Here is a 23664-nt window from a genome sequence, read left to right on the forward strand (position 1 = left end):
CCGGATAAGGCGTTAATCGCCATCCGGCAAAAGAGTAAATTGAGAGATTTCTTCTTCTGTCGTCTGGCGGAAGAATAGAGAATCGGGCCTTTGCGCCTGTATGTTGCGGAGAAAAAGCATGGCGGGGAATGACCGCGAGCCGATTGGACGTAAGGGGAAACCGTCACGTCCTGTGAAACAAAAGGTGAGCCGTCGTCGGCAGCATGACGACGATTATGATGATGACTATGAGGATGAAGAACCGATGCCGCGTAAAGGTAAGGGCAAAGGGCGTAAGCCTCGTGGCAAGCGCGGCTGGCTGTGGCTATTGCTAAAACTGTTTATCGTTTTTGTGGTGCTGTTCGCCATTTATGGCGTCTATCTGGATCAAAAAATCCGCAGCCGTATTGATGGCAAGGTCTGGCAGCTTCCGGCGGCGGTATATGGCCGGATGGTGAACCTTGAGCCAGACATGCCTGTCAGCAAAAACGAGATGGTGAAATTGCTGGAAGCGACGCAGTATCGTCTGGTGACGAAGATGACCCGTCCCGGCGAATTTACCGTGCAGGCCAATAGCATTGAGATGATCCGTCGTCCGTTTGACTTCCCGGACAGCAAAGAAGGGCAGGTGCGCGCGCGGCTGACGTTCAGTGACGGGCGTCTGGAAACCATCGTCAATCTGGATAACAACCGCCAGTTTGGCTTCTTCCGCCTCGATCCGCGGCTTATCACCATGCTTTCTTCGCCAAATGGCGAGCAGCGTTTATTCGTCCCGCGCAGCGGTTTCCCGGATCTGCTGGTCGATACGCTGTTGGCGACGGAAGACCGTCATTTCTATGAGCATGATGGCATTAGTCTTTACTCTATCGGGCGTGCGGTACTGGCCAACCTGACGGCGGGACGTACGGTGCAGGGGGCCAGTACGCTAACCCAGCAGCTGGTGAAGAACCTGTTCCTCTCCAGCGAAAGATCATACTGGCGTAAAGCGAATGAAGCCTACATGGCGCTGATCATGGATGCCCGTTACAGTAAAGATCGTATTCTTGAGCTGTACATGAACGAGGTCTACCTCGGTCAAAGCGGGGACAATGAAATTCGCGGTTTTCCTCTGGCGAGCCTGTATTACTTTGGTCGTCCGGTAGAGGAGCTGAGCCTCGATCAGCAGGCGTTACTGGTTGGGATGGTAAAAGGGGCGTCGATTTATAACCCGTGGCGCAACCCGAAACTGGCGCTGGAGCGTCGTAACCTGGTGCTACGCCTGTTACAGCAGCAGAAAATCATCGATCAGGAACTCTATGACATGCTGAGCGCGCGTCCGCTTGGCGTACAGCCGCGCGGCGGCGTTATTTCACCGCAGCCAGCGTTTATGCAGATGGTTCGTCAGGAACTGCAGGCGAAGCTGGGGGATAAAATTAAAGATCTCTCCGGCGTGAAGATCTTCACCACCTTTGACTCCGTGGCGCAGGATGCCGCAGAAAAAGCCGTTGTCGAAGGCATTCCGGCGTTGAAGAAGCAGCGTAAATTGAGCGATCTGGAAACCGCGATGGTGGTGGTGGATCGCTTTAGCGGCGAGGTGCGCGCGATGGTTGGCGGGGCGGAGCCGCAGTATGCCGGCTATAACCGTGCCATGCAGGCGCGCCGTTCCATCGGGTCGCTGGCGAAACCGGCGACCTATCTGACCGCGTTAAGTCAGCCGAACTTATACCGTCTGAACACCTGGATTGCCGATGCGCCGATTTCTCTGCGCCAGCCGAATGGTCAGGTCTGGTCGCCGCAGAACGACGATCGTCGCTACAGCGAAAGCGGGAAAGTGATGCTGGTGGATGCGTTAACTCGCTCAATGAACGTACCGACGGTCAATCTGGGGATGGCGTTAGGTTTACCGGCGGTAACCGATACCTGGACGAAGCTCGGCGTGCCGAAAGATCAGCTCAATCCGGTTCCGGCGATGCTGTTAGGGGCGCTGAACCTGACGCCGATCGAAGTGGCGCAAGCGTTCCAGACTATCGCCAGCGGCGGAAATCGCGCGCCGTTATCAGCGCTGCGTTCGGTTATTGCGGAAGATGGTAAGGTGCTGTACCAAAGTTATCCGCAAGCTGAACGCGCCGTACCGGCACAGGCGGCTTACCTGACGCTCTGGACAATGCAGCAGGTCGTCCAGCGTGGTACGGGGCGTCAGCTTGGCGCGAAATATCCGGGTCTGCATCTGGCGGGTAAAACCGGGACGACAAACAACAATGTCGATACCTGGTTTGCCGGTATCGACGGCAGCCAGGTGACTATCACCTGGGTAGGCCGTGATAACAACCAGCCGACGAAATTGTACGGCGCCAGCGGCGCGATGGCGATTTACCAGCGCTATCTGGCGAACCAGACGCCGACGCCTTTAGTTCTGACGCCGCCGGAAGATGTGGTGGATATGGGCGTTGATTACGACGGTAATTTTGTCTGTAGCGGCGGTATGCGCACTCTGCCGGTCTGGACGGACGATCCAAATACGCTGTGCCAGCAGGGCGAGATGATGCAGCAGCAACAGCAGCCGTCAGGCAATCCGTTCGATCAGTCGTCTCAGCCGCAGCAGCCTGCGCAGCAACAGCCGCCGAAAGAAGAGAAGAGCGACGGCGTTGCCGGCTGGATTAAGGAGATGTTCGGCGGCAATTAATCACGGTAATAGTGCCGGGTGGCGCTGTGCTTACCCGGTCTACACCGTTACGACTCCATTATGTGCGACGTAGGCCGAATAAGACGCTTACGTCGCCATCCGGCAAATCCTCCATAAATAACATTTCAGTCTAATTTATTAACCCTTCCTTTTCATCTGGTTATTTCTTAACCCCTTAGTTTTCGTAGGGCCGCGTATCGCTTGCCATTGCGACGATATTTCGCCTATCATGCTGCGGTTATAATAATAATTATCGTTTACGTTATCATTCACTTTCATCAGAGATATACCAATGGCGCGTCTTAAAACTGCTCAGCCAAACTCCTCACTGCGTAAAATCGCAGTTGTAGTAGCCACAGCGGTTAGCGGCATGTCTGTCTATGCACAGGCGGCGGTTCAACCGAAAGAAGAAACCATTACCGTAACCGCAGCGCCTGCCGCGCAGGAAAGTGCCTGGGGACCGGCGGCAACCATCGCCGCGAAGCGTTCCGCCACTACCACCAAAACTGATACACCTATCGAAAAAACGCCACAGTCGGTTTCGGTGGTCACTAACGAAGAGATGCAGATGCATCAATTCCAGTCAGTAAAAGAAGCGTTGGGTTACACGCCGGGCGTAACGGTAAGCAGTCGCGGCGCTTCCAATACCTATGACTTCGTGATTATCCGTGGCTTCTCTTCCGTCGGCCTGAGCCAGAATAACTATCTGGATGGCCTGAAATTGCAGGGTAACTTCTACAACGATGCGGTTATTGATCCCTACATGCTTGAGCGTGTTGAGTTGATGCGTGGCCCAACGTCCGTTCTCTACGGTAAGAGCAACCCGGGCGGTATCATTTCGATGGTTAGCAAGCGGCCGACTACTGAGCCGCTGAAAGAAATTCAATTCAAAATGGGGACGGACAATTTGTTCCAGACCGGTTTTGATTTTAGTGATTCCCTGGATGACAACGGTGAGTTCTCATATCGTCTGACAGGGCTGGCGCGTTCGACAAATGAGCAGCAAAAGAGTTCTGAGTCGCAGCGCTATGCGATTGCGCCCTCTTTTACCTGGCGTCCTGATGAGAAAACGAATTTTACGTTCCTTTCTTATTTCCAGAACGAACCAGAGACCGGCTACTACGGCTGGCTGCCGAAAGAGGGAACGGTTGAACCGTTACCGAATGGTAAACGTCTGCCAACGGATTTCAACGAAGGGGCGTCAAACAACACCTATTCTCGTAACGAGAAAATGGTGGGATACAGTTTCGAGCATGGCTTCAACGACACTTTTACCGTGCGCCAGAATTTACGTTTTGTCGAAATGAAAACCGCGCAAAAAAGCGTCTATGGCACGGGGATTGCGGCGGACGGCCATACGCTTAACCGCGGTACTATCGTTGACAACGAGCGTTTACAGAATTTCAGCGTAGATACACAACTGGAAAGTAAATTCGCAACCGGCGATATTGATCATACGTTGCTGACGGGTGTCGATTTCATGCGTATGCGTAATGATATTAACGCGACGTTTGGTAGCGCGCCGTCAATCGATCTCTATAACAATTACCATCCTGAATACTTTGCTTTCGGCGGCGCTGAGCCGTACCAGATGAACGAAAGTAAACAAACAGGCCTTTATGTTCAGGATCAGGCGGAATGGAATAAGTGGGTATTTACTCTCGGCGGCCGTTATGACTGGTCTAAACAAGCGACAACGGTGCGTCAGAATTCCACTACGCCGACAGAAGGATATATTGAACGTAATGACCACCAGTTCACCTGGCGCGGTGGCGTAAACTACGTATTCGATAATGGAATTTCACCTTACTTCAGCTATAGCCAATCTTTCGAGCCAAGCGCCTTCGATTTGTGGAGCACCCCACGCGTTTCTTACAAGCCGTCAAAAGGCGAGCAATATGAAGCAGGGGTGAAATATGTACCGAAAGACATGCCGGTTGTTGTTACGGGTGCCGTTTATCAGCTGACCAAAACCAATAACCTGACCGCCGATCCAACCAACCCATTAGCGCAGGTGCCGGCAGGCGAAATTCGTGCGCGAGGTGTAGAGCTGGAAGCCAAAGCAGCATTGACGGCTAATATCAATATGACGGCGTCTTACACTTATACTGATGCTGAATACACGAAAGACACTAACCTGAAAGGGAATACGCCAGAGCAGGTGCCTGAACACATGGCGTCGTTGTGGGGCGATTACACCTTCAACGATGGTCCGTTGTCAGGTTTAACGCTGGGAACAGGCGGTCGTTTTATTGGTTCCAGTTACGGCGATCCGGCCAATAGCTTCAAGGTAGGCAGCGCAGCGGTGATGGATGCGGTCGTCAAGTACGATTTGGCGCGTTTTGGTATGGCGGGCTCCAGCATTGCGGTTAACGTTAATAATCTGCTCGACCGCGAATACGTCGCCAGCTGCTTCCAGACCTACGGCTGTTTCTGGGGCGCAGAACGTCAGGTCGTTGCAACGGCAACCTTCCGTTTCTAATTTCTCTTTGGGCACGGCTTGCCGTGCCCGTTTTACAAGTTGGCTGCGATGCAGGAAAACCACATTCATTCCGATACCACCTTTGCGCTGCGAAGCGTCGCCTTTCGTGTGCCGGGCCGCACGCTTTTACACCCCCTCTCGTTAACGTTTCCCGCAGGTCGAGTCACCGGACTTATTGGCCATAATGGTTCCGGTAAATCCACGCTGTTAAAAATGCTGGGCCGCCATCAGCTGCCTTCCGAAGGGGATATTCTGCTCGACAATCAGCCGCTGGCGAGCTGGAGCAGCAAGGCGTTTGCCCGAAAAGTTGCCTATCTGCCTCAACAATTGCCGCAGGCGGAAGGAATGACGGTGCGCGAACTGGTGGCGATTGGCCGCTATCCGTGGCACGGCGCGTTGGGACGCTTTGGCGTCGCGGACCGGGAAAAAGTAGACGAGGCGATTACGCTGGTCGGCTTAAAACCGCTGGCGCATCGTCTGGTAGACAGCCTTTCCGGCGGCGAGCGCCAGCGCGCGTGGATTGCCATGCTGGTCGCGCAGGACAGCCGTTGTCTGCTGCTGGATGAGCCGACGTCAGCGCTGGATATCGCCCATCAGGTTGACGTGCTGGCGCTGGTGCATCGCTTAAGCCAGCAGCGTGGGCTGACGGTGGTTGCGGTGCTGCACGATATCAACATGGCGGCCCGCTACTGTGATTATTTAGTCGCGCTACGCGGCGGTGAAATGATTGCGCAAGGAACGCCTGCGGAACTGATGCGCAGTGAAACGCTGGAACAGATTTACGGCATCCCGATGGGTATCCTTCCGCATCCGGCGGGAGCGGCACCTGTGAGTTTTGTGTATTAATGCGTGATTTATATCCTCTGACTCGCCGCCGTTTATTAACGGCGATGGCGCTCTCGCCGCTGCTGTGGCAAATGAATACGGCGCAGGCTGCCGCTATCGATCCCCGCCGGATTGTGGCGCTGGAGTGGCTGCCGGTTGAGCTGCTGCTGGCGCTCGGTATTACGCCTTATGGCGTGGCGGACGTGCCAAATTATAAGCTGTGGGTTAGCGAACCGCCGTTGCCGGATTCGGTGATTGATGTGGGTCTTCGCACTGAACCCAATCTCGAACTACTGACGGAGATGAAGCCGTCGTTTATGGTCTGGTCGGCAGGTTACGGTCCCTCGCCGGAAAAACTGGCGCGGATCGCGCCGGGGCGCGGGTTCGATTTTAGCGACGGCAAAAAGCCGCTGGCGGTAGCCCGACGCTCGCTGGTTGAACTGGCGCAGACGCTGAATCTGGAAGCTGCGGCAGAAAAACATCTGGCGCAATACGATCGCTTCATCGCCAGCCAGAAGCCGCATTTTATCCGCCGCGGGGGGCGTCCGTTACTGATGACGACGCTTATCGATCCGCGGCATATGCTGGTGCTCGGCCCGAATTGCCTGTTCCAGGAGGTGCTGGACGAGTATGGCATCGTCAATGCCTGGCAGGGTGAAACCAACTTTTGGGGCAGTACGGCGGTCAGCATCGATCGGCTGGCGATGTATAAAGAAGCGGATGTGATCTGCTTCGATCACGGGAATAGCACCGATATGAACGCGCTGATGGCAACGCCGCTGTGGCAGGCCATGCCGTTTGTCCGCGCCGGGCGTTTTCATCGGGTGCCCGCCGTTTGGTTCTATGGCGCGACCCTCTCCACGATGCATTTTGTCCGCATCCTGAATAACGTGTTGGGAGGCAAAGCGTGAGCAGAAAACGTGAAATGCCGGATGGCGGCGCGAAAAACGCCTTATCCGACCTACGGTTCGGGCGCTTTGTAGGCCGGATAAGGCGAAGCCGCCATCCGGCGTTGCTGTTATTGGCGCTGTTTGTTGCCGCCTGCTGGCTGACATGGGTTAACTTCTCTGTTGCGCTACCGCGCAGCCAGTGGCAACAGGCTATCTGGTCACCGGATATCGACATCATTGAGCAGATGATTTTTCATTACAGCCTGCTGCCAAGACTGGCGATTTCGCTACTGGTGGGCGCGGGACTTGGGCTGGTAGGCGTCCTGTTCCAGCAAGTATTACGTAACCCGCTGGCGGAACCGACCACGCTGGGTGTGGCGACCGGCGCGCAATTGGGGATCACGGTGACTACGCTTTGGGCGATTCCCGGCGCGCTGGCCACGCAGTTTGCCGCCCTGACGGGAGCCTGCATTGTCGGCGCGCTGGTGTTCGGCGTGGCGTGGGGCAAACGCCTGTCGCCGGTAACCCTAATCCTCGCCGGGCTGGTGGTTAGCCTCTATTGTGGCGCAATCAACCAGTTACTGGTGATTTTCCACCACGATCAGTTGCAAAGCATGTTTTTATGGAGCACCGGAACGCTGACGCAAACCGACTGGAGCGGCGTGCAGCGTCTGTGGCCGCAGTTGCTGGGCGGTGTGATGCTCACATTATTGTTGTTACGCCCGATGACGCTGATGGGGCTGGATGACGGCGTTGCGCGTAATCTGGGTCTGGCGCTGTCGTTAGCGCGTCTGGCGGCGCTGTCGCTGGCGATTGTGTTGAGCGCGCTGCTGGTCAACGCGGTGGGCATTATCGGTTTTATCGGCCTGTTTGCGCCGCTGCTGGCGAAAATGCTTGGCGCAAGACGTCTGCTGGCGCGCCTGATGCTGGCGCCGCTCATTGGGGCGCTTATTTTGTGGCTATCCGATCAGATTATCCTTTGGCTCACCCGCGTATGGATGGAGGTCTCCACCGGTTCAGTGACGGCGTTAATCGGCGCGCCGCTGCTCCTGTGGCTGCTGCCGCGGCTTAAAAGCATGAGCGCGCCGGATATGAACGCCAGCGATCGTGTGGCGGCGGAGCGTCGGCATGTCCTCGCTTTTGCCGTTGCCGGTGGCGCGCTCTTGCTGCTGGCAACATGGGTCGCGCTCTCTTTTGGTCGCGACGCGCACGGCTGGACGTGGGCGAGCGGAACGCTGCTTGAGGAACTGATGCCGTGGCGCTGGCCGCGGATACTGGCGGCGTTAATGGCGGGCGTCATGCTAGCGGTGGCGGGCTGCATTATTCAGCGTCTGACCGGTAATCCAATGGCCAGTCCGGAAGTGCTGGGGATCAGTTCCGGAGCCGCGTTTGGCGTGGTGTTGATGCTGTTTTTGGTGCCGGGGAATGCTTTCGGTTGGCTACTACCTGCCGGAAGCCTGGGCGCGGCGGCGACACTGCTGATTATTATGATAGCCGCCGGGCGCGGCGGTTTCTCGCCGCAACGGATGTTGCTGGCGGGGATGGCGCTTAGCACCGCGTTTACCATGCTGCTAATGATGCTCCAGGCGAGCGGCGACCCGCGGATGGCGGAAGTGTTGACCTGGATCGCAGGATCTACCTATAACGCCACTGGCGGGCAGGTTACGCGAACCGCGATCGTGATGGTAATTTTGCTGGCCATTGTGCCGTTGTGTCGCCGCTGGTTAACGATTTTGCCTCTGGGCGGCGATGCTGCGCGCGCGGTGGGCATGGCGCTTACGCCGTCGCGTATCGCGCTGCTGGCGCTGGCGGCTTGTTTGACGGCAACCGCGACGATGACCATTGGGCCGCTGAGTTTCGTTGGACTGATGGCGCCGCATATTGCGCGGATGCTCGGTTTTCGCCGGACGATGCCGCATATGGTCATCTCGGCGCTGGCAGGGGGCGTTTTACTGGTCTTTGCCGACTGGTGCGGCAGGATGGCGCTATTTCCGTATCAGATCCCGGCGGGACTGCTTTCAAGCTTTATTGGCGCGCCGTACTTTATCTATTTGCTACGTAAACAGAGCCGGTAAAAAAGCTGTGCCACATTTATGTCGGGTGGCAGCCATGCTCAACCCGACCTACAAATTACACAATATCAATATGTTGTGGCAATATTTTGTAGACCTAAAAATAGCTGAACGCTATCAGCGTGCGAAAGCTGTCCTGTCACGTTTTATCGAGGGAACTCTGCTTGTATGTTCAGCAAGAAGCAGGTGTTATTTCTGTATCGATAAGTCATGTGCTATTTCAGTGGCGCGCCACTGTCTCCTGAACAGGGTGACTAATTTCAACATATCCAGGCCCGAAACGTTGATGATAAATTGCGGCATGATCTATCCAATAATAAGAATTACCGGTTTCGGTATTAAGCCTTTTTAAATATTAAGATGTGGATGCCGCATCTTTAATGCATCTCGTAAATCAATTTTAATTTAATAATAAGTTTTCATTATAAAACTTCGATAATAAAATATTGTTTTTTTATCGAAGTAATAAAAAACAACTCTATTAAAATAAATTAATTGCCACGAGTAAACAAAAAAAATGTAACTTAGCATTTTTTGATTTTTTTAATGGAATTTATACCAAAAATGAATCTTATGCATCATTGCTATACACTCAGTACTGTAATTCTGATCTTTTTTTATTCATTTTGACATGTTTATTGTTTTTTTGGCTCTCCCGTCTTGCTTGTTTTGTTTGTTTTTTGAACGGTAAAAAATATTTATTATTTAATGCTGATGATCCTTTAAATAAAAAACACTTGTCTTTGGGTTTTTAATGGAAAATACTTTGCCGCGCCTAAGGGATGTTATTTATTAACGTGTTGTTTGCTTCTTTTGAATGTTGCATCGGGAATTTCATAACTCGTCATATAATATATATCTACCCATATAAACATGGGGTATTGAGTATAGCTCCGTGTGAATAGCGTAAAAATACTCACCAACTTTTAATAAGGATGAAAAATGAATACAGCAGTAAAAGCTGCGGTTGCTGCCGCACTGGTTATGGGTGTTTCCAGCTTTGCCAATGCTGCGGGCAGTAATACTGGTACGGTGACTTTTACCGGTACTATTGAAGATTCACCGTGTTCAATCGTGGTTGGCGACGAACACCAGACCGTTAACCTGGGCCATATCGGTACCGGTTCTCTGATGGGCGGTAAAGAATCTTCAAAAGTCGATTTCCATATCGGTCTGGAAAACTGCGCATTCACCACTGAGAAAGAAGCGTCTACCGTTTTCTCTGCCATCGGTAACGAATCCAGCGCTAATCCGGGCAGCGTTGCGCTGATGCGCATCGGCGGCGGCGAAATGGCGGGTTCCAGCATTGTTATCGGCAACCACCTGGGTTCCGCGATCAAATTGGGCGACGCTTACAGCGAAAACCTGACGATGAACGGCAGCGTTGCGGCGGCGAAACAGACTCTTAACTTCAAAGCCTGGGTGAAAGGCGATTCCGCTGCCACCACTATCGATACCGGCGAATTCAGCAGCACCGTAAACTTCACGATCAGCTATCTGTAAGTGAAATATCATCCTGCGGCAGTCTGCCGCAGGATAATGCTCAAAGTAAAAAAATAGATTATATATTTCAGGGATAGATTGTCTGATGGCTCACTATAAAAAATTTCGTCTGAGCACGCTTGCGGCCGTGGTGGGTATTGTTCTGGCTGTCGGTCCGGAAAATAGCTACGCGGAAGCGCCCATTCAATTTAATACCCGATTTCTTGATGTTAAAGATGATGCCAGCCTGGATCTCTCCCGTTTTTCCCGTAAAGGCTACATTATGCCGGGGAGCTATCATCTCCAGGTGCTGGTCAATCAGAGTCAAATTGCCCAGGATAATATTATTACGTATTCCGTTGATAATAACGATCCTGATAACACATATCCCTGTTTATCGCCTGAACTGGTATCGCTGCTGGGGTTAAAACCTGAAATAGCAGATAAAATGATCTGGATAAATGCCGGTCAGTGTCTGCAACCAGATCAACTGGAAGGGATGGAAACCCAAACGGATTTAAGCCAGTCAACGCTGACGGTGATTATTCCTCAGGCCTATCTGGAATACAGCGATGAAGAGTGGGATCCACCTTCCCGCTGGGATGAAGGGATTCCCGGCGTGTTATTTGACTACAACGTTAACAGCCAGTGGCGACATGCTGAACATGATGACGGCGATGAATATGACATCAGCGGCAACGGCACGGTGGGCGCCAACCTCGGCGCGTGGCGTTTGCGCGCGGACTGGCAGGCTAACTATCGTCACGAAAATGACAGCGAAGATAAAGACAACTTTGGCTCCAGTTCCGAACAGAACTGGGACTGGAACCGCTATTACGCCTGGCGGGCGATCCCGCAGCTCCGGGCGCAGCTAACGCTGGGCGAAGGATCGCTGGAATCCGATATTTTCGACGGCTTTAACTATGTTGGCGGCAGCCTTATTACCGACGATCAGATGTTACCGCCTAATCTGCGCGGCTACGCCCCGGATATATCAGGCGTGGCGCGCACCAACGCCAAAGTCACCGTGACCCAGCGCGGGCGGGTGATTTATGAGTCGCAGGTCCCGGCAGGGCCGTTTCGCATTCAGGATATTAATGAAACGGTATCCGGCGATCTACACGTCAAAATTGAAGAACAAAGCGGTCAGGTGCAGGAATATGACGTCAGCACCGCCTCCATTCCGTTTCTGACCCGTCCCGGCCAGGTGCGCTACAAGTTAGCAGCCGGGCGACCGCAGGACTGGGATCACAATATGGAAGGCGGCTTTTTCACTTCAGCCGAAGCCTCCTGGGGGATCGCTAACGGCTGGTCGCTGTACGGCGGCGCCATCGGCGAGCAGGATTATCAGGCGCTGGCGTTAGGGCTGGGGCGCGATCTGGCGCTGCTGGGCGCGTTTTCCCTCGATGTCACCCATTCCCGTGCGACGCTGCCAGAGGGTAGCGCCTACGGCGACGGCACCATTCAGGGTAACTCGTTCCGTGCCAGCTACGCTAAAGATTTTGATGATATAGACAGCCGTCTGACGTTTGCTGGTTATCGCTTTTCCGAAGAAAACTACATGACGATGGACGAGTTTATCGATACGCATAATGACGATAACGATCGTCAGCGTACCGGCCACGATAAAGAGATGTATACCCTGACGTACAGCCAGAACTTTTCGGCAATAAACGTCAACGCCTATATCAACTACACCCATCGCACCTACTGGAATCAACCCAACCAGGACAGCTATAACCTGACGCTGTCGCACTATTTCGATGTCGGCGAGGTGCGCGGGATCAGTCTGTCGGTGAACGGTTTTCGCAACGAATATGACAATGAGCGTGATGACGGCGTGTACGTCTCGCTCAGTATTCCGTGGGGCAACAACCGCACGCTGAGCTACAACGGCTCCTTTAGCGATGACAACAACAGCAATCAGGTCGGCTATTACGAGCGCATTGACGATCGCAATAACTACCAGATCAACGCTGGCCGCGCGGATAACGGCGCGACTCTCGACGGCTACTACCGTCATCAAGCGAGCTATGCCGACATTGACGTCAGTGCGAACTATCAGGAAGGTGACTATACCTCCGGTGGGCTGAACATCCAGGGCGGCGCGACGCTGACTGCTAAAGGCGGGGCGCTGCACCGCACCAGCGTCAACGGCGGCTCGCGGCTGCTGGTGGATGTCGGTGATGAAGCGAACGTACCCATCTCCGGCTACAGCACGCCGGTATATACCAACGCGTTTGGTAAAGCCGTCATTGTCGACGTCAACGACTACTACCGCAACCAGGTGAAAATCGACATTACCCAGTTGCCGGAAGACGCGGAAGCAATCCTTTCCATCGCTCAGGCGACCCTGACGGAAGGGGCGATCGGTTATCGCCGCATGGAGGTGCTCAGCGGTAAAAAAGCCATGGCCAGTATCCGCTTGCGCGATGGCGGCACGCCGCCCTTCGGCGCAGAGGTTTACAACAGTCGCCAGCAACAGTTAGGGATCGTAGGTGAAGACGGCAGCGTTTATCTGATCGGCATTAACCCCGGCGAGCGGTTGCAGGTGACATGGGAAGGTAAAACGCAGTGTGAAGCGGCGTTGCCCGATCCGCTGCCGGGCGATCTGTTTAGCGGCCTGTTGCTGCCGTGCATCGGCGACGCTTCATCACCTGAGGCAACGCAGCCCGAAGAGAAACCATTACTCCAGCTTCATACGCAGCGGCGGACGTCTTCAACGCAACCCGAAGCGCTCTCTTCTCGTTATCCAACACATTGATTCAGGAAATCGCATTCATGATGCCATTAAAACGTTATAACCTGGCCGCTGTTTTGCTGCTTTTGCTGGGCGGCTACGGTAGCGCCCAGGCCGCCATCGCGCCCGATCGCACCCGCCTGGTATTTCGCGGCGAAGATAAATCGATAAGCGTCGATCTGAAAAACGCCAACAGCAAACTGCCCTATCTGGCGCAGTCCTGGGTGGAAGATGAGAAGGGCGTCAAAATCACCTCGCCTTTAATCGTCGTCCCACCGGTCCAGCGCATTGAGCCGTCGGCAATCGGACAGGTCAAAATTCAGGGGATGCCGGCGCTGGCGTCGCTCCCCCAGGATCGGGAAACCCTTTTTTATTACAACGTGCGCGAAATTCCGCCGCAAAGCGACAAGCCCAACACGCTGCAAATCGCCCTGCAAACGCGCATCAAAGTTTTTTACCGCCCGCAGGCGCTATCGAAAATCGATATGCAGCATCCCTGGCAATACAAGATCACCCTTCAGCGTCAGGGCAATGGCTATCAGGTGAGCAATCCGACCGGTTACTACGTGGTGTTAAGCAATGCCAGCAACCGCATAGATGGCACACCGGCCAGAGGCTTTAGCCCATTAGTGATTGCACCAAAAAGCAACGTGACGCTGGGAGGGGACGCCAGTGAATTAGGTCGCTCGCCTGTGCTGACTTACGTCAACGATTATGGCGCGCGGTTACCGCTGATTTTTAACTGTACTGACAACAGTTGTGCGGTAGATGAAGCAAAAAGCAGAAAGTCGTAACCGACAAGGAGACGCAAGATGAGGCAATGGCGGTTACGGCTGGGCACGGTAACGTGTGCGGCCATGCTGAGTGCGGTCAGTATGCCGCTGGCAGCGGAAAGTAAGACGGTCAACATGACGCTGACGATAGTCGTTAATGCCGCGCCGCCCTGTACTGTGACCGGCGGTGAGGTGGAATTTGGCAATGTGTTGACGACGAAAGTGGATGGGGTGAATTACCGGCAGGCGGTGGGCTATCGCCTGAGCTGCAACGGCAGAGTGAGCGATTACCTGAAGTTACAGATTCAGGGGAATGCGGTGACTATCAATGGCGAGTCGGTATTGCAAACCGATGTCGATGGATTGGGTATCCGGCTGCAAACCGCCACGGATGGCGCGCTGATTTCCCCCGGCAATACGCAATGGTTGTCATTTCAATACAGCGGTGGCAGCGGTCCGGCCATTGAGGCAATTCCCGTCAAAAATAATGGCGTAACGTTAACAGGCGGCGCGTTTAACGCAGGCGCCACGCTGGTGGTGGATTACCAATGAAAAAAATGGCTTTGATAGTGTTAATAAGCAGCAGTTTTGCCGCGCAGTCGGCTGAGAACCTTAAGTTTCACGGCACATTAATTTCTCCGCCGAATTGTACGATTAACAATGATCAGACGATCGACGTTGAGTTCGGTAACCTGCTGATTAATAAAATAGATGGTACGCGTTACGCGCAGAATGTTCCGTATGAGATCACCTGTGATTCAACGGTGCGCGATGAGGCGATGGCGATGACCCTGACGCTAAGCGGTTCCGTGAGTGATTTTAATCCGGCGGCGGTGAACACCAGCGTGGCGGGACTGGGGATTGAACTCAGGCAGAACGACCAACCCTTTACGTTGGGGTCCACCATTACGGTGAATGAACAATCGATACCTGTTCTGAAAGCCATACCGGTTAAAAAGAGCGGCATCGCGTTGAAAGAAGGCGGCTTCGATGCGACGGCAACATTACAGGTGGATTATCAGTAATGGCTAAAAGACAGGCGTTATTACACGGCGTGGCCTGCATCCTCTGTGGGGCGCTGATATTGCCGGTCTCAGCGGCAGATAACCTGCATTTTTCCGGTAGCCTGGTGGCCAGTCCTTGCACGCTCACGATGCAGGGGACGGGGATTGCCGAAGTCGATTTTTCGTCGCTTGACAGTTCTGATTTCACTCCCGACGGCCAGTCTGCTCGTAAGCCTTTGGTGTTTGAACTAACGGATTGCGATTCGGCGCTGAGTAACGGGGTGCAGGTGACGTTCACTGGAACCGAAGCGACCGGAATGCGCGGTATCCTGGCCATCGATAGCCATTCAGGTGCTTTTGGGATCGGGATTGGTATTGAAACGCTATCCGGCGTTCCCGTGGGCATTAATAACGAAAGCGGTGCGGTATTTACGCTGGTGACGGGGAATAACGCGCTAAACCTGAATGCCTGGGTACAACGCCTTCCTGGCGAGGACCTGGTTCCGGGAACGTTCTTCGCAAGCGCACTAGTTACCTTTGAGTATTTATGATGAGAAGCATACGGATTTTATTTTTGTTGTTGGTTGCCGTTTATTGTAGTTCGGTAGTGGCTAAACCCATGCTGAAAGCGACGTTTCCAAGTACCACGATGTATTATGGTATTGGCCCTAATAGCGACAAATCTATTGTGGTGGAGGTGACGATAGCGACTCCGGAGGGAGTGTACTATGGCTCCTGGAACCTGGGGGGACATCGTAAAGGTGATACGCTACCCGCCAACTCCTGGTCTGGGCCAGAACCTGCGCCGAAGGTTGTATTGAAGGATTTTGATAACACTGTTTCGCGATCTGCGTGCAAGAATCTTCCCTCGAACTGGAGGGGGTGTGGTTCTTTTACCCTGGAGATTACGGTACAAAGCGATGATTATGGTTGCCCCTGGCTGGCGTCGAGCCATATCGTTGCTACCGCTTTTATCACTAACGAAACGTATTCTCCGCCGGATACGCGTAGCTCGGTTTGCCCGAAAGTTCCCGTTGATACCTTTGATATCTCCTGGGATGCGAACGTTTCGAAACAGAAAACAACCCTCATGCTTGATGCCACCGGTGGCACGGTGAATCGCACGTTACATACCTATTTGATGGAGGGGGGGAAACTTTGCGATGGCAGCAAATTTGACGACCGTGGCGCTTATTGCCGTTTTGTCTCATCGGGTATTACGCTCAATGTGCTGGGCTGCGACCAGTCGAGCGTCACGACCAGCGCCGTTGATCATCCGATAACCGATGTTGAACTTCATGACATTAATGTGGCGGTGAACACCAGCAACATTGGCTCCGGGCAGTTCACGTCGACCTGTAGCTTTCAGTATATTATTGATGAGCTTTAGGTTGTCTGGTGCGGTTCAGGCTAACCTGCGATGAACCAAAAAAAAGCCGGGTGGCGGCTTCGCCTTACCCGGCCTACGTTGTTTCTGGACGTTCTCTTTTACAGTTTCGCAAACACCCGACGCGCGGCGTCGATGGTGTTATTGATATCTTCTTCACTGTGCGCCACGGACATAAAGCCTGCTTCGAACGCGGACGGCGCCAGATATACGCCTTCCTCCAGCATCAGGTGGAAGAAACGCTTAAAGCGTTCCACGTCGCACGCCATCACGTCCTGATAGCAGGTTACGCTCTCAGCGTCGGTGAAGAAAATCCCGAACATGCCGCCGACATGGTTAACCACCAGCGGAATATTCGCTTCTTCGGCAGCTTCCAGCAAACCTTCCGCCAGACGGGTGGTGAGCTCATCCAGCGTTTCATGAATGCCGGGCTGGGCGACTTCATTCAGGCAGGCGAAACCGGCCGCCATCGCAATCGGGTTGCCGGAAAGGGTGCCCGCCTGGTAAACCGGGCCCGTCGGCGCCAGCGCATCCATTACATCGCGACGACCGCCAAACGCGCCTACCGGCATCCCGCCGCCGATGATTTTACCCAGACAGGTCAGGTCAGGCACGACGCCGTAGTAATCCTGGGCTCCGGCCAGCGCTACGCGAAAACCGGTCATCACTTCGTCGATAATCAGCAGCGCGCCGAACTCATCGCACAAGGCGCGCAGGCCGGGCAGGAATTCCGGCAGCGGCGGGACGCAGTTCATATTGCCCGCTACGGGTTCGACGATGATACAGGCGATTTCCTGCGGATATTGTTCAAACGCCGCGCGCACTGACGCCAGATTGTTATAAGTGCAGGTCAGCGTATGTTTCGCGAAATCTGCCGGCACGCCCGGCGAGTTCGGCTGACCAAGCGTCAGCGCGCCAGAACCGGCTTTGACCAGCAGGCAGTCTGCGTGGCCGTGGTAGCAGCCTTCGAATTTGATAATCTTATCGCGGCCAGTAAAACCACGCGCCAGGCGAATCGCGCTCATGGTCGCTTCGGTGCCGGAGTTCACCATGCGCACCATGTCCATGGTCGGCACCAGGTTGGTGACCAGTTCCGCCATTTTTACTTCCATTTCGGTTGGCGCGCCGAAGCTTAAACCGCGCTCCGCAGCTTCGATCACCGCATTGCGGATAGCCGGATGGTTATGCCCCAGTACCATTGGTCCCCAGGAACCGACATAGTCGATATATGCTTTGCCATCGACATCGTACAGATACGCGCCGTCCGCTTTTTCGATAAACAGCGGGGTGCCGCCCACGCCAGTGAAGGCGCGAACAGGGGAGTTCACGCCGCCGGGGATCAGCTCGCGGGCCGCGCTATAGAGATTTTCAGACTTACTCATGGAAAGATTCCTGGTTCGTAGAAAAAGTGAATACCCGCTATTCTAAGTTATTCAGAGAAGGTTATGAAAGTTTTACGCATTTGAAACAATACGATTTGCAGGGGATTTTCGCGGCGTTGGCGAGTAGAATGCCGACTTTAGATTTGTATTACCAATTAATGATCTTCTGATGAAAACAGACACTTCCACCTTTTTAGCTCAGCAAATTGTGCGTTTACGGCGCAGAGATCAGATTCGCCGGTTAATGCAGCGGGATAAAACGCCGCTGGCCATCCTGTTAATGGCGGCCGTTGTCGGCACGCTTACCGGACTGGTTGGCGTCGCCTTTGAAAAGGCGGTTTCCTGGGTACAAAACATGCGCATTGGCGCGCTGGTTCAGGTCGCGGACCATGCGTTTTTGCTTTGGCCGCTGGCCTTTATCCTTTCGGCGTTACTGGCGATGGTCGGCTACTTTTTGGTGCGAAAATTTGCGCCGGAAGCCGGCGGCTCGGGTATCCCGGAAATTGAAGGCGCGCTGGAGGAGTTACGTCCGGTGCGCTGGTGGCGCGTGTTGCCGGTGAAGTTTATCGGCGGGATGGGAACGTTGGGCGCAGGAATGGTATTAGGGCGCGAAGGGCCAACGGTGCAAATCGGGGGCAACCTGGGGCGCATGGTGCTGGATGTTTTTCGTATGCGCAGCGCCGAAGCGCGGCATACGTTGCTGGCGACCGGCGCGGCGGCGGGGCTCTCTGCGGCGTTTAACGCGCCGCTGGCGGGTATCCTGTTCATTATTGAAGAGATGCGCCCGCAGTTTCGCTACAACCTGATTTCGATTAAAGCGGTGTTTACCGGCGTCATCATGTCGAGCATTGTGTTCCGCATATTTAACGGCGAAGCGCCGATTATTGAAGTCGGCAAACTGTCTGATGCGCCGGTTAACACACTGTGGTTATACCTTATCCTCGGCATTATTTTTGGCTGCGTCGGGCCGGTATTTAATTCGTTGGTGCTGCGTACCCAGGATATGTTTCAGCGCTTTCATGGCGGCGAAATTAAAAAATGGGTGCTTATGGGCGGCGCGATCGGCGGCCTGTGCGGTATTCTGGGGTTGATTGAGCCGGAAGCGGCAGGCGGCGGATTTAACCTTATTCCTATCGCCGCGGCAGGTAATTTTAGCGTCGGGCTACTGCTGTTCATCTTTATTGCCCGGGTGGTCACGACGCTGCTTTGCTTTTCTTCCGGCGCGCCGGGGGGCATTTTCGCCCCGATGCTGGCGCTGGGAACGCTGCTTGGTACGGCCTTCGGTATGGCGGCGGCAGTGCTTTTCCCGCAGTATCACCTGGAGGCCGGTACCTTTGCGATTGCCGGGATGGGGGCGCTGATGGCGGCGTCGGTGCGCGCCCCGCTGACGGGGATTGTGCTGGTGCTGGAGATGACCGATAACTACCAGCTCATTTTGCCAATGATTATCACCTGTCTTGGCGCGACACTATTAGCCCAGTTTTTGGGCGGGAAACCGTTATACTCAACCATCCTGGCGCGCACTCTGGCGAAGCAGGATGCGGAACAGGCGGCGAAAAACCAGAATGCGCCTGCGGGCGAGAATACTTGAACGAATTACCAGGGTATTAGATAATGACTGCCAATATTGGGTGAAAATTTATCCAATTACCGATGTCGTTTGGAGCAAAATATGAGTGATGACGTAGCGCTGCCGCTGCAGTTTACCGACGCAGCAGCGAATAAAGTAAAAAGTCTTATCGCTGACGAAGATAACCCGAATCTGAAATTGCGCGTGTATATCACCGGCGGTGGTTGCAGCGGCTTCCAGTATGGTTTTACCTTTGACGATCAGGTTAACGAAGGGGATATGACCATCGAAAAACAGGGCGTTGGCCTGGTGGTTGACCCGATGAGTTTGCAGTATCTGGTGGGTGGTTCGGTCGATTATACCGAAGGCCTGGAAGGTTCCCGCTTCATTGTAACCAACCCGAATGCGAAAAGTACCTGCGGGTGTGGCTCTTCCTTCAGCATTTGATTGCTGTTCGTTGTGCCGGATGGCGACGTGAGCGTCTTATCCGGCCGACAGGAAAGATGTTCCAGGCCCGATAAGCGTAGCGCTATCGGGCAAAACAATATCAACGTCCGTTTTCATCCAGTGCAAACGTCGGCAATTTCAAATGCCAGCGAATGGCCGCCAGCCGAATGAACAGCGTGACCACCATACCCATCATGCTGGCGCTTTCCAGCGGTACTGAAAACGTATAAAACGCGGTGGCGTGAACAATCCCGCCGATAATACAGGCCGTGGCATAGATTTCGGTGCGTAGGATCATGGGGATCTCGCGTGCCAGAACATCGCGAATAATCCCGCCGCCGACGCCGGTAATCACGCCCATACAGACAGCCACTAATGGCCCCGTTTCAGCGAGGAAGGCTTTATTCACCCCAATGCCGACAAACACCGCCAGCCCGACCGCATCCAGTACCGGCAACATCCATTTCGGCAGACGTCTTGGCTGGCGAACCAGCAGGATGGTCAGCATACTGGTGACCATGGCGACGACCAGATCGGTAGGATCTTTAACCCAGAATACCGGGCCGTTATCCAGCGCCATATCGCGGATTGTCCCGCCGCCGACGGCAGTAACGACGCCGAGCACCAGGACGCCGAACGGGTCCATACGTAATTTCCCGGCCAGCAACACGCCAGAGATAGCAAATACAGCCGTGCCTACAATATCCAGCCAATAGACGAGCATTGTCGAATCCCCACTGGGAGCCTGGTAAGACAGGCTCTAATTCACCTGTGAAAGCGCATTACAGAGTTGTTTTGCGGCGAGGATAATACGCGGGCTTGCGCGTTCAAACCAGTCGCTGTTAAGCGGAATAACCGGAATTTTTAACAGGTTTCCCCAGTATTGTTCAATTTTGAGAATTTCGCCCGCTTTTCCGGCCACGATAATGGCCTGGGGATGCCTTGCCAGCACCTGTTCACGGCTGACTTGCGGCCACGGCACGCGGCTGTCAGCAAAGACGTTTTCTCCGCCGCAGGTCGTCAAAACCTGATGTTGAATAGACCCTTTACCACTGGTAAACAGAGGATTCATGCCAAACTGAAGAAAGACGCGCTTTTTAGCTTTACCGGCATACTCGGCGTTGAGTGCGGCGTACTCGTTTAGCAATGTCTGCGCTGCCTGCTGAGCCTTTTCCGGCTGCGGGCTCCAGGCGGCCAGTTGACGGAGCGTGTCGGCGATCTGTTCGATGCTTACCGCGTCCACCCACATGACCTTAATACCTAATGACGTCAGTTGGTTTACCTGGCGTTCCGCATTACCGCCGCGCCAGGCGACGACCAGATCCGGCTTCAGCGCCACAATGCGTTCCAGATTCATTCCCTGCCAGGTAGAGACCTGTTCTATTTTTTGCGCTTCGGGCGGGTAGTCGGAATAGCTGCTGACGCCAACGGGCGTAATCCCGGCGGCAAAAGCGAGCTCCGTATTGGCGGGAGAGAGGGTAATGACGCGCGGCGCAGCGTAAAGCCACACCGGGAGCGTAAGCAGCAGGGCGACCAGCGCCCTGAACATTTGCTTAGCCATGCGCCAGTTTCTGTACCAGCGTTTCGACCATCAGAGTCGACTGTTTCGCCGCAACCGCGAGGAATTCGTCAAAGCTGAGGTGCGATTGCTGATCGGCCACGTCAGAAATAGCGCGTACCACCACGAACGGCACGTTGAAGTTATAGCAGACGTGGGCGATAGCGGTGGCTTCCATCTCTACGGCGACCGCGTCGGGGAAGTTATGCCGAATTTTCGCCAGCCCGACGGAGCCGTTAATAAACGCGTCGCCGCTAACAATAAGGCCGCGTACCGCGTTCAGATTCAACTCCCTGATGCAGGATTCCGCGGCGGCGATCAGTTTGTCATCGGCCTTAAATCCGGCCGGACAACCCGGTAATTGCCCGTATTCATAGCCGAAAGCGGTCACATCAGCGTCGTGGTAACGCGCTTCGTCAGAGACGACGATATCGCCGACCTTCAGCGTGGACGCCAGACCGCCTGCGGAACCGGTATTGATGATCACGTCCGGCTTGCAGTGCTCCAGAAGCAATGTTGCGCCCAGCGCCGCCGCGACTTTACCGATACCGGATTTCAGCAACGCCACTTCGGTGCCGTTCAACTGGCCAGTGTAAATTTCGCAGCCGCCCAGCGTAATCGTCTGACGGTTGTCAATTTTGTCACGCAGCAGCGTAACTTCTTCTTCCATTGCGCCAATGATGCCGATTTTCATAGATTTACTCGCGATAAGTCAGTTTTGGGGGCATAGTTTATCATGCGCTTATGGGGAAGCGCATTTCTCAGGCGGGGAGAGGATATGGCATCGATCGATTTCCGAAATAAAATTAACTGGCATCGTCGTTATCGTTCACCGCAGGGCGTAAAGACGGAACATGAGATCCTGCGGATTTTTGAAAGCGATCGCGGGCGGATTATCAACTCTCCGGCTATACGCCGTTTGCAGCAAAAAACGCAGGTTTTCCCGCTGGAGCGCAATGCCGCAGTGCGTACTCGCCTGACGCATTCGATGGAGGTGCAGCAGGTAGGGCGTTATATCGCGAAAGAGATTTTAAGCCGTCTGAAAGAGCAAAACCGGCTGGAGGAGTACGGTCTGGATGCGCTGACCGGTCCCTTTGAAAGTATTGTAGAAATGGCCTGCCTGATGCACGACATCGGTAATCCGCCGTTTGGTCATTTTGGCGAGGCGGCGATCAATGACTGGTTTCGTCAGCGGCTGCATCCGGAAGATGCGGAAAGTCAGCCGCTCACGCATGATCGCTGTGTGGTTTCCTCGCTACGGTTACAGGAAGGCGAAGAAAATCTGAACGATATTCGCCGCAAGGTACGTCAGGATATCTGCCATTTTGAAGGCAATGCACAGGGAATTCGTCTGGTGCATACGCTCATGCGGATGAATCTTACCTGGGCGCAGGTTGGCGGAATTTTAAAATATACCCGTCCGGCATGGTGGCGAGGGCCGGTGCCGGATTCCCATCGCTATTTAATGAAGAAACCGGGCTATTATCTTTCTGAAGAGAAGTATATTGCGAGGTTACGTAAAGAACTTCAGTTAGCGCCTTACAGTCGCTTTCCATTAACGTGGATTATGGAAGCCGCAGATGATATTTCTTATTGTGTCGCCGATCTTGAAGACGCGGTAGAGAAAAGAATCTTTAGCGTTGAGCAGCTTTATCATCATTTATATCACGCGTGGGGCCACCATGAGAAGGATTCGCTGTTTGAGCTGGTGGTAGGAAATGCGTGGGAAAAATCACTCGCCAATACATTAAGCCGCAGTACCGAAGATCAGTTTTTTATGTATTTACGGGTAAATACATTAAATAAACTGGTGCCCTATGCCGCTCAGCGTTTTATTGATAATTTGCCGCAGATTTTTGCTGGTACCTTCAATCAGGCGTTGCTGGAAGATGCCAGCGGTTTTAGCCGCCTGCTTGAACTCTATAAGAATGTGGCGGTTGAACATGTGTTTAGCCATCCGGATGTAGAACAGCTTGAACTACAGGGATACCGGGTGATCAGCGGATTATTAGATATCTATCAGCCGCTATTAAGCCTGTCGCTTAACGACTTTCGCGAGCTGGTGGAAAAAGAACGGTTGAAACGCTTCCCCATAGAATCGCGCTTATTTCAGAAACTTTCTACGCGGCATCGTTTGGCCTACGTGGAAGTCGTCAGTAAATTACCCACGGATTCGGCGGAGTACCCGGTACTGGAATATTATTATCGCTGTCGGTTGATTCAGGATTATATCAGCGGGATGACTGACCTTTACGCATGGGATGAATATCGGCGTTTGATGGCGGTCGAACAGTAAATGGACTTTTGTAAAGATGGACAATAAATTTTTACTTTTTCCAGAAACTTTATTCCGGAACTTCGCGTTATAAAATGAATCTGACGTACACAGCAATTTTGCGTTACCTGTTAAT

At 53.8% G+C, this 23664-nt stretch carries 19 protein-coding genes; 15 read left to right on the top strand and 4 right to left on the bottom strand.

Going from position 1 to position 23664, the window contains the following annotated elements:
• Window positions 1-118 precede the first annotated feature (118 nt).
• From mrcB to stfH, 12 genes are all read left to right on the top strand, one after another.
• Window positions 119-2641, top strand: a complete 2523-nt coding sequence (gene mrcB, locus ACLJQJ_RS15985) for a bifunctional glycosyl transferase/transpeptidase (RefSeq protein ID WP_000918127.1) — start codon at window positions 119-121, stop codon at window positions 2639-2641.
• 292 nt (window positions 2642-2933) lie between these two features.
• Window positions 2934-5123 (top strand): ferrichrome porin FhuA, encoded by a 2190-nt coding sequence (gene fhuA, locus ACLJQJ_RS15990; protein ID WP_063809432.1) that lies wholly within the window; start codon window positions 2934-2936, stop codon window positions 5121-5123.
• Window positions 5124-5171: 48 nt separating this feature from the next.
• Window positions 5172-5969, top strand: coding sequence for a Fe3+-hydroxamate ABC transporter ATP-binding protein FhuC (gene fhuC / locus ACLJQJ_RS15995; RefSeq protein WP_063809431.1), 798 nt, complete (start codon window positions 5172-5174; stop codon window positions 5967-5969).
• Window positions 5969-6859, top strand: a complete 891-nt coding sequence (gene fhuD / locus ACLJQJ_RS16000; RefSeq protein WP_001205359.1) for a Fe(3+)-hydroxamate ABC transporter substrate-binding protein FhuD — start codon at window positions 5969-5971, stop codon at window positions 6857-6859. Before fhuC ends, fhuD begins: the two co-directional genes overlap by 1 nt.
• A 14-nt stretch (window positions 6860-6873) precedes the next feature.
• Window positions 6874-8913 (top strand): Fe(3+)-hydroxamate ABC transporter permease FhuB, encoded by a 2040-nt coding sequence (gene fhuB / locus ACLJQJ_RS16005; protein ID WP_108679510.1) that lies wholly within the window; start codon window positions 6874-6876, stop codon window positions 8911-8913.
• Window positions 8914-9852: 939 nt separating this feature from the next.
• The gene (stfA, locus tag ACLJQJ_RS16010; protein WP_001090554.1) at window positions 9853-10413 is read left to right on the top strand and encodes a fimbrial major subunit StfA; all 561 of its coding nucleotides are present in this window, start codon (window positions 9853-9855) and stop codon (window positions 10411-10413) included.
• 85 nt (window positions 10414-10498) lie between these two features.
• Window positions 10499-13156, top strand: coding sequence for a fimbrial biogenesis outer membrane usher protein (locus tag ACLJQJ_RS16015; protein WP_063809429.1), 2658 nt, complete (start codon window positions 10499-10501; stop codon window positions 13154-13156).
• A 17-nt stretch (window positions 13157-13173) separates the two neighbouring features.
• On the top strand, window positions 13174-13926 hold the full coding sequence (stfD, locus tag ACLJQJ_RS16020; protein ID WP_031605878.1) for a fimbrial chaperone StfD: 753 nt from the start codon (window positions 13174-13176) through the stop codon (window positions 13924-13926).
• A gap of 18 nt (window positions 13927-13944) precedes the next feature.
• A complete protein-coding gene (locus ACLJQJ_RS16025) occupies window positions 13945-14457 on the top strand; it encodes a fimbrial protein (protein ID WP_001647824.1) in 513 nt (170 codons plus the stop codon).
• Window positions 14454-14930 carry a fimbrial minor subunit StfF gene (stfF, locus tag ACLJQJ_RS16030; protein ID WP_063809428.1) on the top strand — a complete coding sequence of 159 codons (477 nt, stop codon included), beginning with the start codon at window positions 14454-14456 and terminating at the stop codon, window positions 14928-14930. Before ACLJQJ_RS16025 ends, stfF begins: the two co-directional genes overlap by 4 nt.
• Window positions 14930-15460, top strand: a complete 531-nt coding sequence (locus tag ACLJQJ_RS16035; RefSeq protein WP_063809427.1) for a fimbrial protein — start codon at window positions 14930-14932, stop codon at window positions 15458-15460. Before stfF ends, ACLJQJ_RS16035 begins: the two co-directional genes overlap by 1 nt.
• The gene (gene stfH / locus ACLJQJ_RS16040) at window positions 15460-16299 is read left to right on the top strand and encodes a fimbrial adhesin StfH (protein ID WP_063809426.1); all 840 of its coding nucleotides are present in this window, start codon (window positions 15460-15462) and stop codon (window positions 16297-16299) included. Before ACLJQJ_RS16035 ends, stfH begins: the two co-directional genes overlap by 1 nt.
• A gap of 98 nt (window positions 16300-16397) precedes the next feature.
• On the opposite strand, the gene hemL is transcribed toward stfH, so the two are convergent.
• Window positions 16398-17678 (bottom strand): glutamate-1-semialdehyde 2,1-aminomutase, encoded by a 1281-nt coding sequence (hemL, locus tag ACLJQJ_RS16045; RefSeq protein ID WP_063809425.1) that lies wholly within the window; start codon window positions 17676-17678, stop codon window positions 16398-16400.
• A gap of 169 nt (window positions 17679-17847) precedes the next feature.
• Here hemL and clcA point away from each other — a divergent pair, with 169 nt between their 5' ends.
• Complete coding sequence (clcA, locus tag ACLJQJ_RS16050) at window positions 17848-19269, top strand: H(+)/Cl(-) exchange transporter ClcA (protein ID WP_000845436.1); 1422 nt, start codon at window positions 17848-17850, stop codon at window positions 19267-19269.
• A gap of 81 nt (window positions 19270-19350) precedes the next feature.
• Complete coding sequence (gene erpA, locus ACLJQJ_RS16055) at window positions 19351-19695, top strand: iron-sulfur cluster insertion protein ErpA (protein WP_001278668.1); 345 nt, start codon at window positions 19351-19353, stop codon at window positions 19693-19695.
• A 100-nt stretch (window positions 19696-19795) separates the two neighbouring features.
• Here the strand turns inward: erpA and ACLJQJ_RS16060 are convergent, their stop codons facing one another.
• From ACLJQJ_RS16060 to mtnN, 3 genes are read right to left on the bottom strand one after another with little or no spacing between them, the layout of a single operon-like run.
• Window positions 19796-20419 carry a TRIC cation channel family protein gene (locus tag ACLJQJ_RS16060; RefSeq protein WP_000964234.1) on the bottom strand — a complete coding sequence of 208 codons (624 nt, stop codon included), beginning with the start codon at window positions 20417-20419 and terminating at the stop codon, window positions 19796-19798.
• A gap of 36 nt (window positions 20420-20455) precedes the next feature.
• Window positions 20456-21256, bottom strand: coding sequence for a vitamin B12 ABC transporter substrate-binding protein BtuF (btuF, locus tag ACLJQJ_RS16065; protein ID WP_001118838.1), 801 nt, complete (start codon window positions 21254-21256; stop codon window positions 20456-20458).
• A complete protein-coding gene (gene mtnN, locus ACLJQJ_RS16070) occupies window positions 21249-21947 on the bottom strand; it encodes a 5'-methylthioadenosine/S-adenosylhomocysteine nucleosidase (RefSeq protein ID WP_000689822.1) in 699 nt (232 codons plus the stop codon). Before mtnN ends, btuF begins: the two co-directional genes overlap by 8 nt.
• 84 nt (window positions 21948-22031) lie before the next feature.
• Here mtnN and dgt point away from each other — a divergent pair, with 84 nt between their 5' ends.
• The gene (gene dgt, locus ACLJQJ_RS16075) at window positions 22032-23549 is read left to right on the top strand and encodes a dGTPase (protein WP_063809424.1); all 1518 of its coding nucleotides are present in this window, start codon (window positions 22032-22034) and stop codon (window positions 23547-23549) included.
• Window positions 23550-23664 lie beyond the last annotated feature (115 nt).

The organism is Salmonella sp. SAL04202, assembly GCF_046550775.1.
Taxonomy (GTDB): Bacteria; Pseudomonadota; Gammaproteobacteria; order Enterobacterales; family Enterobacteriaceae; genus Salmonella; species Salmonella enterica.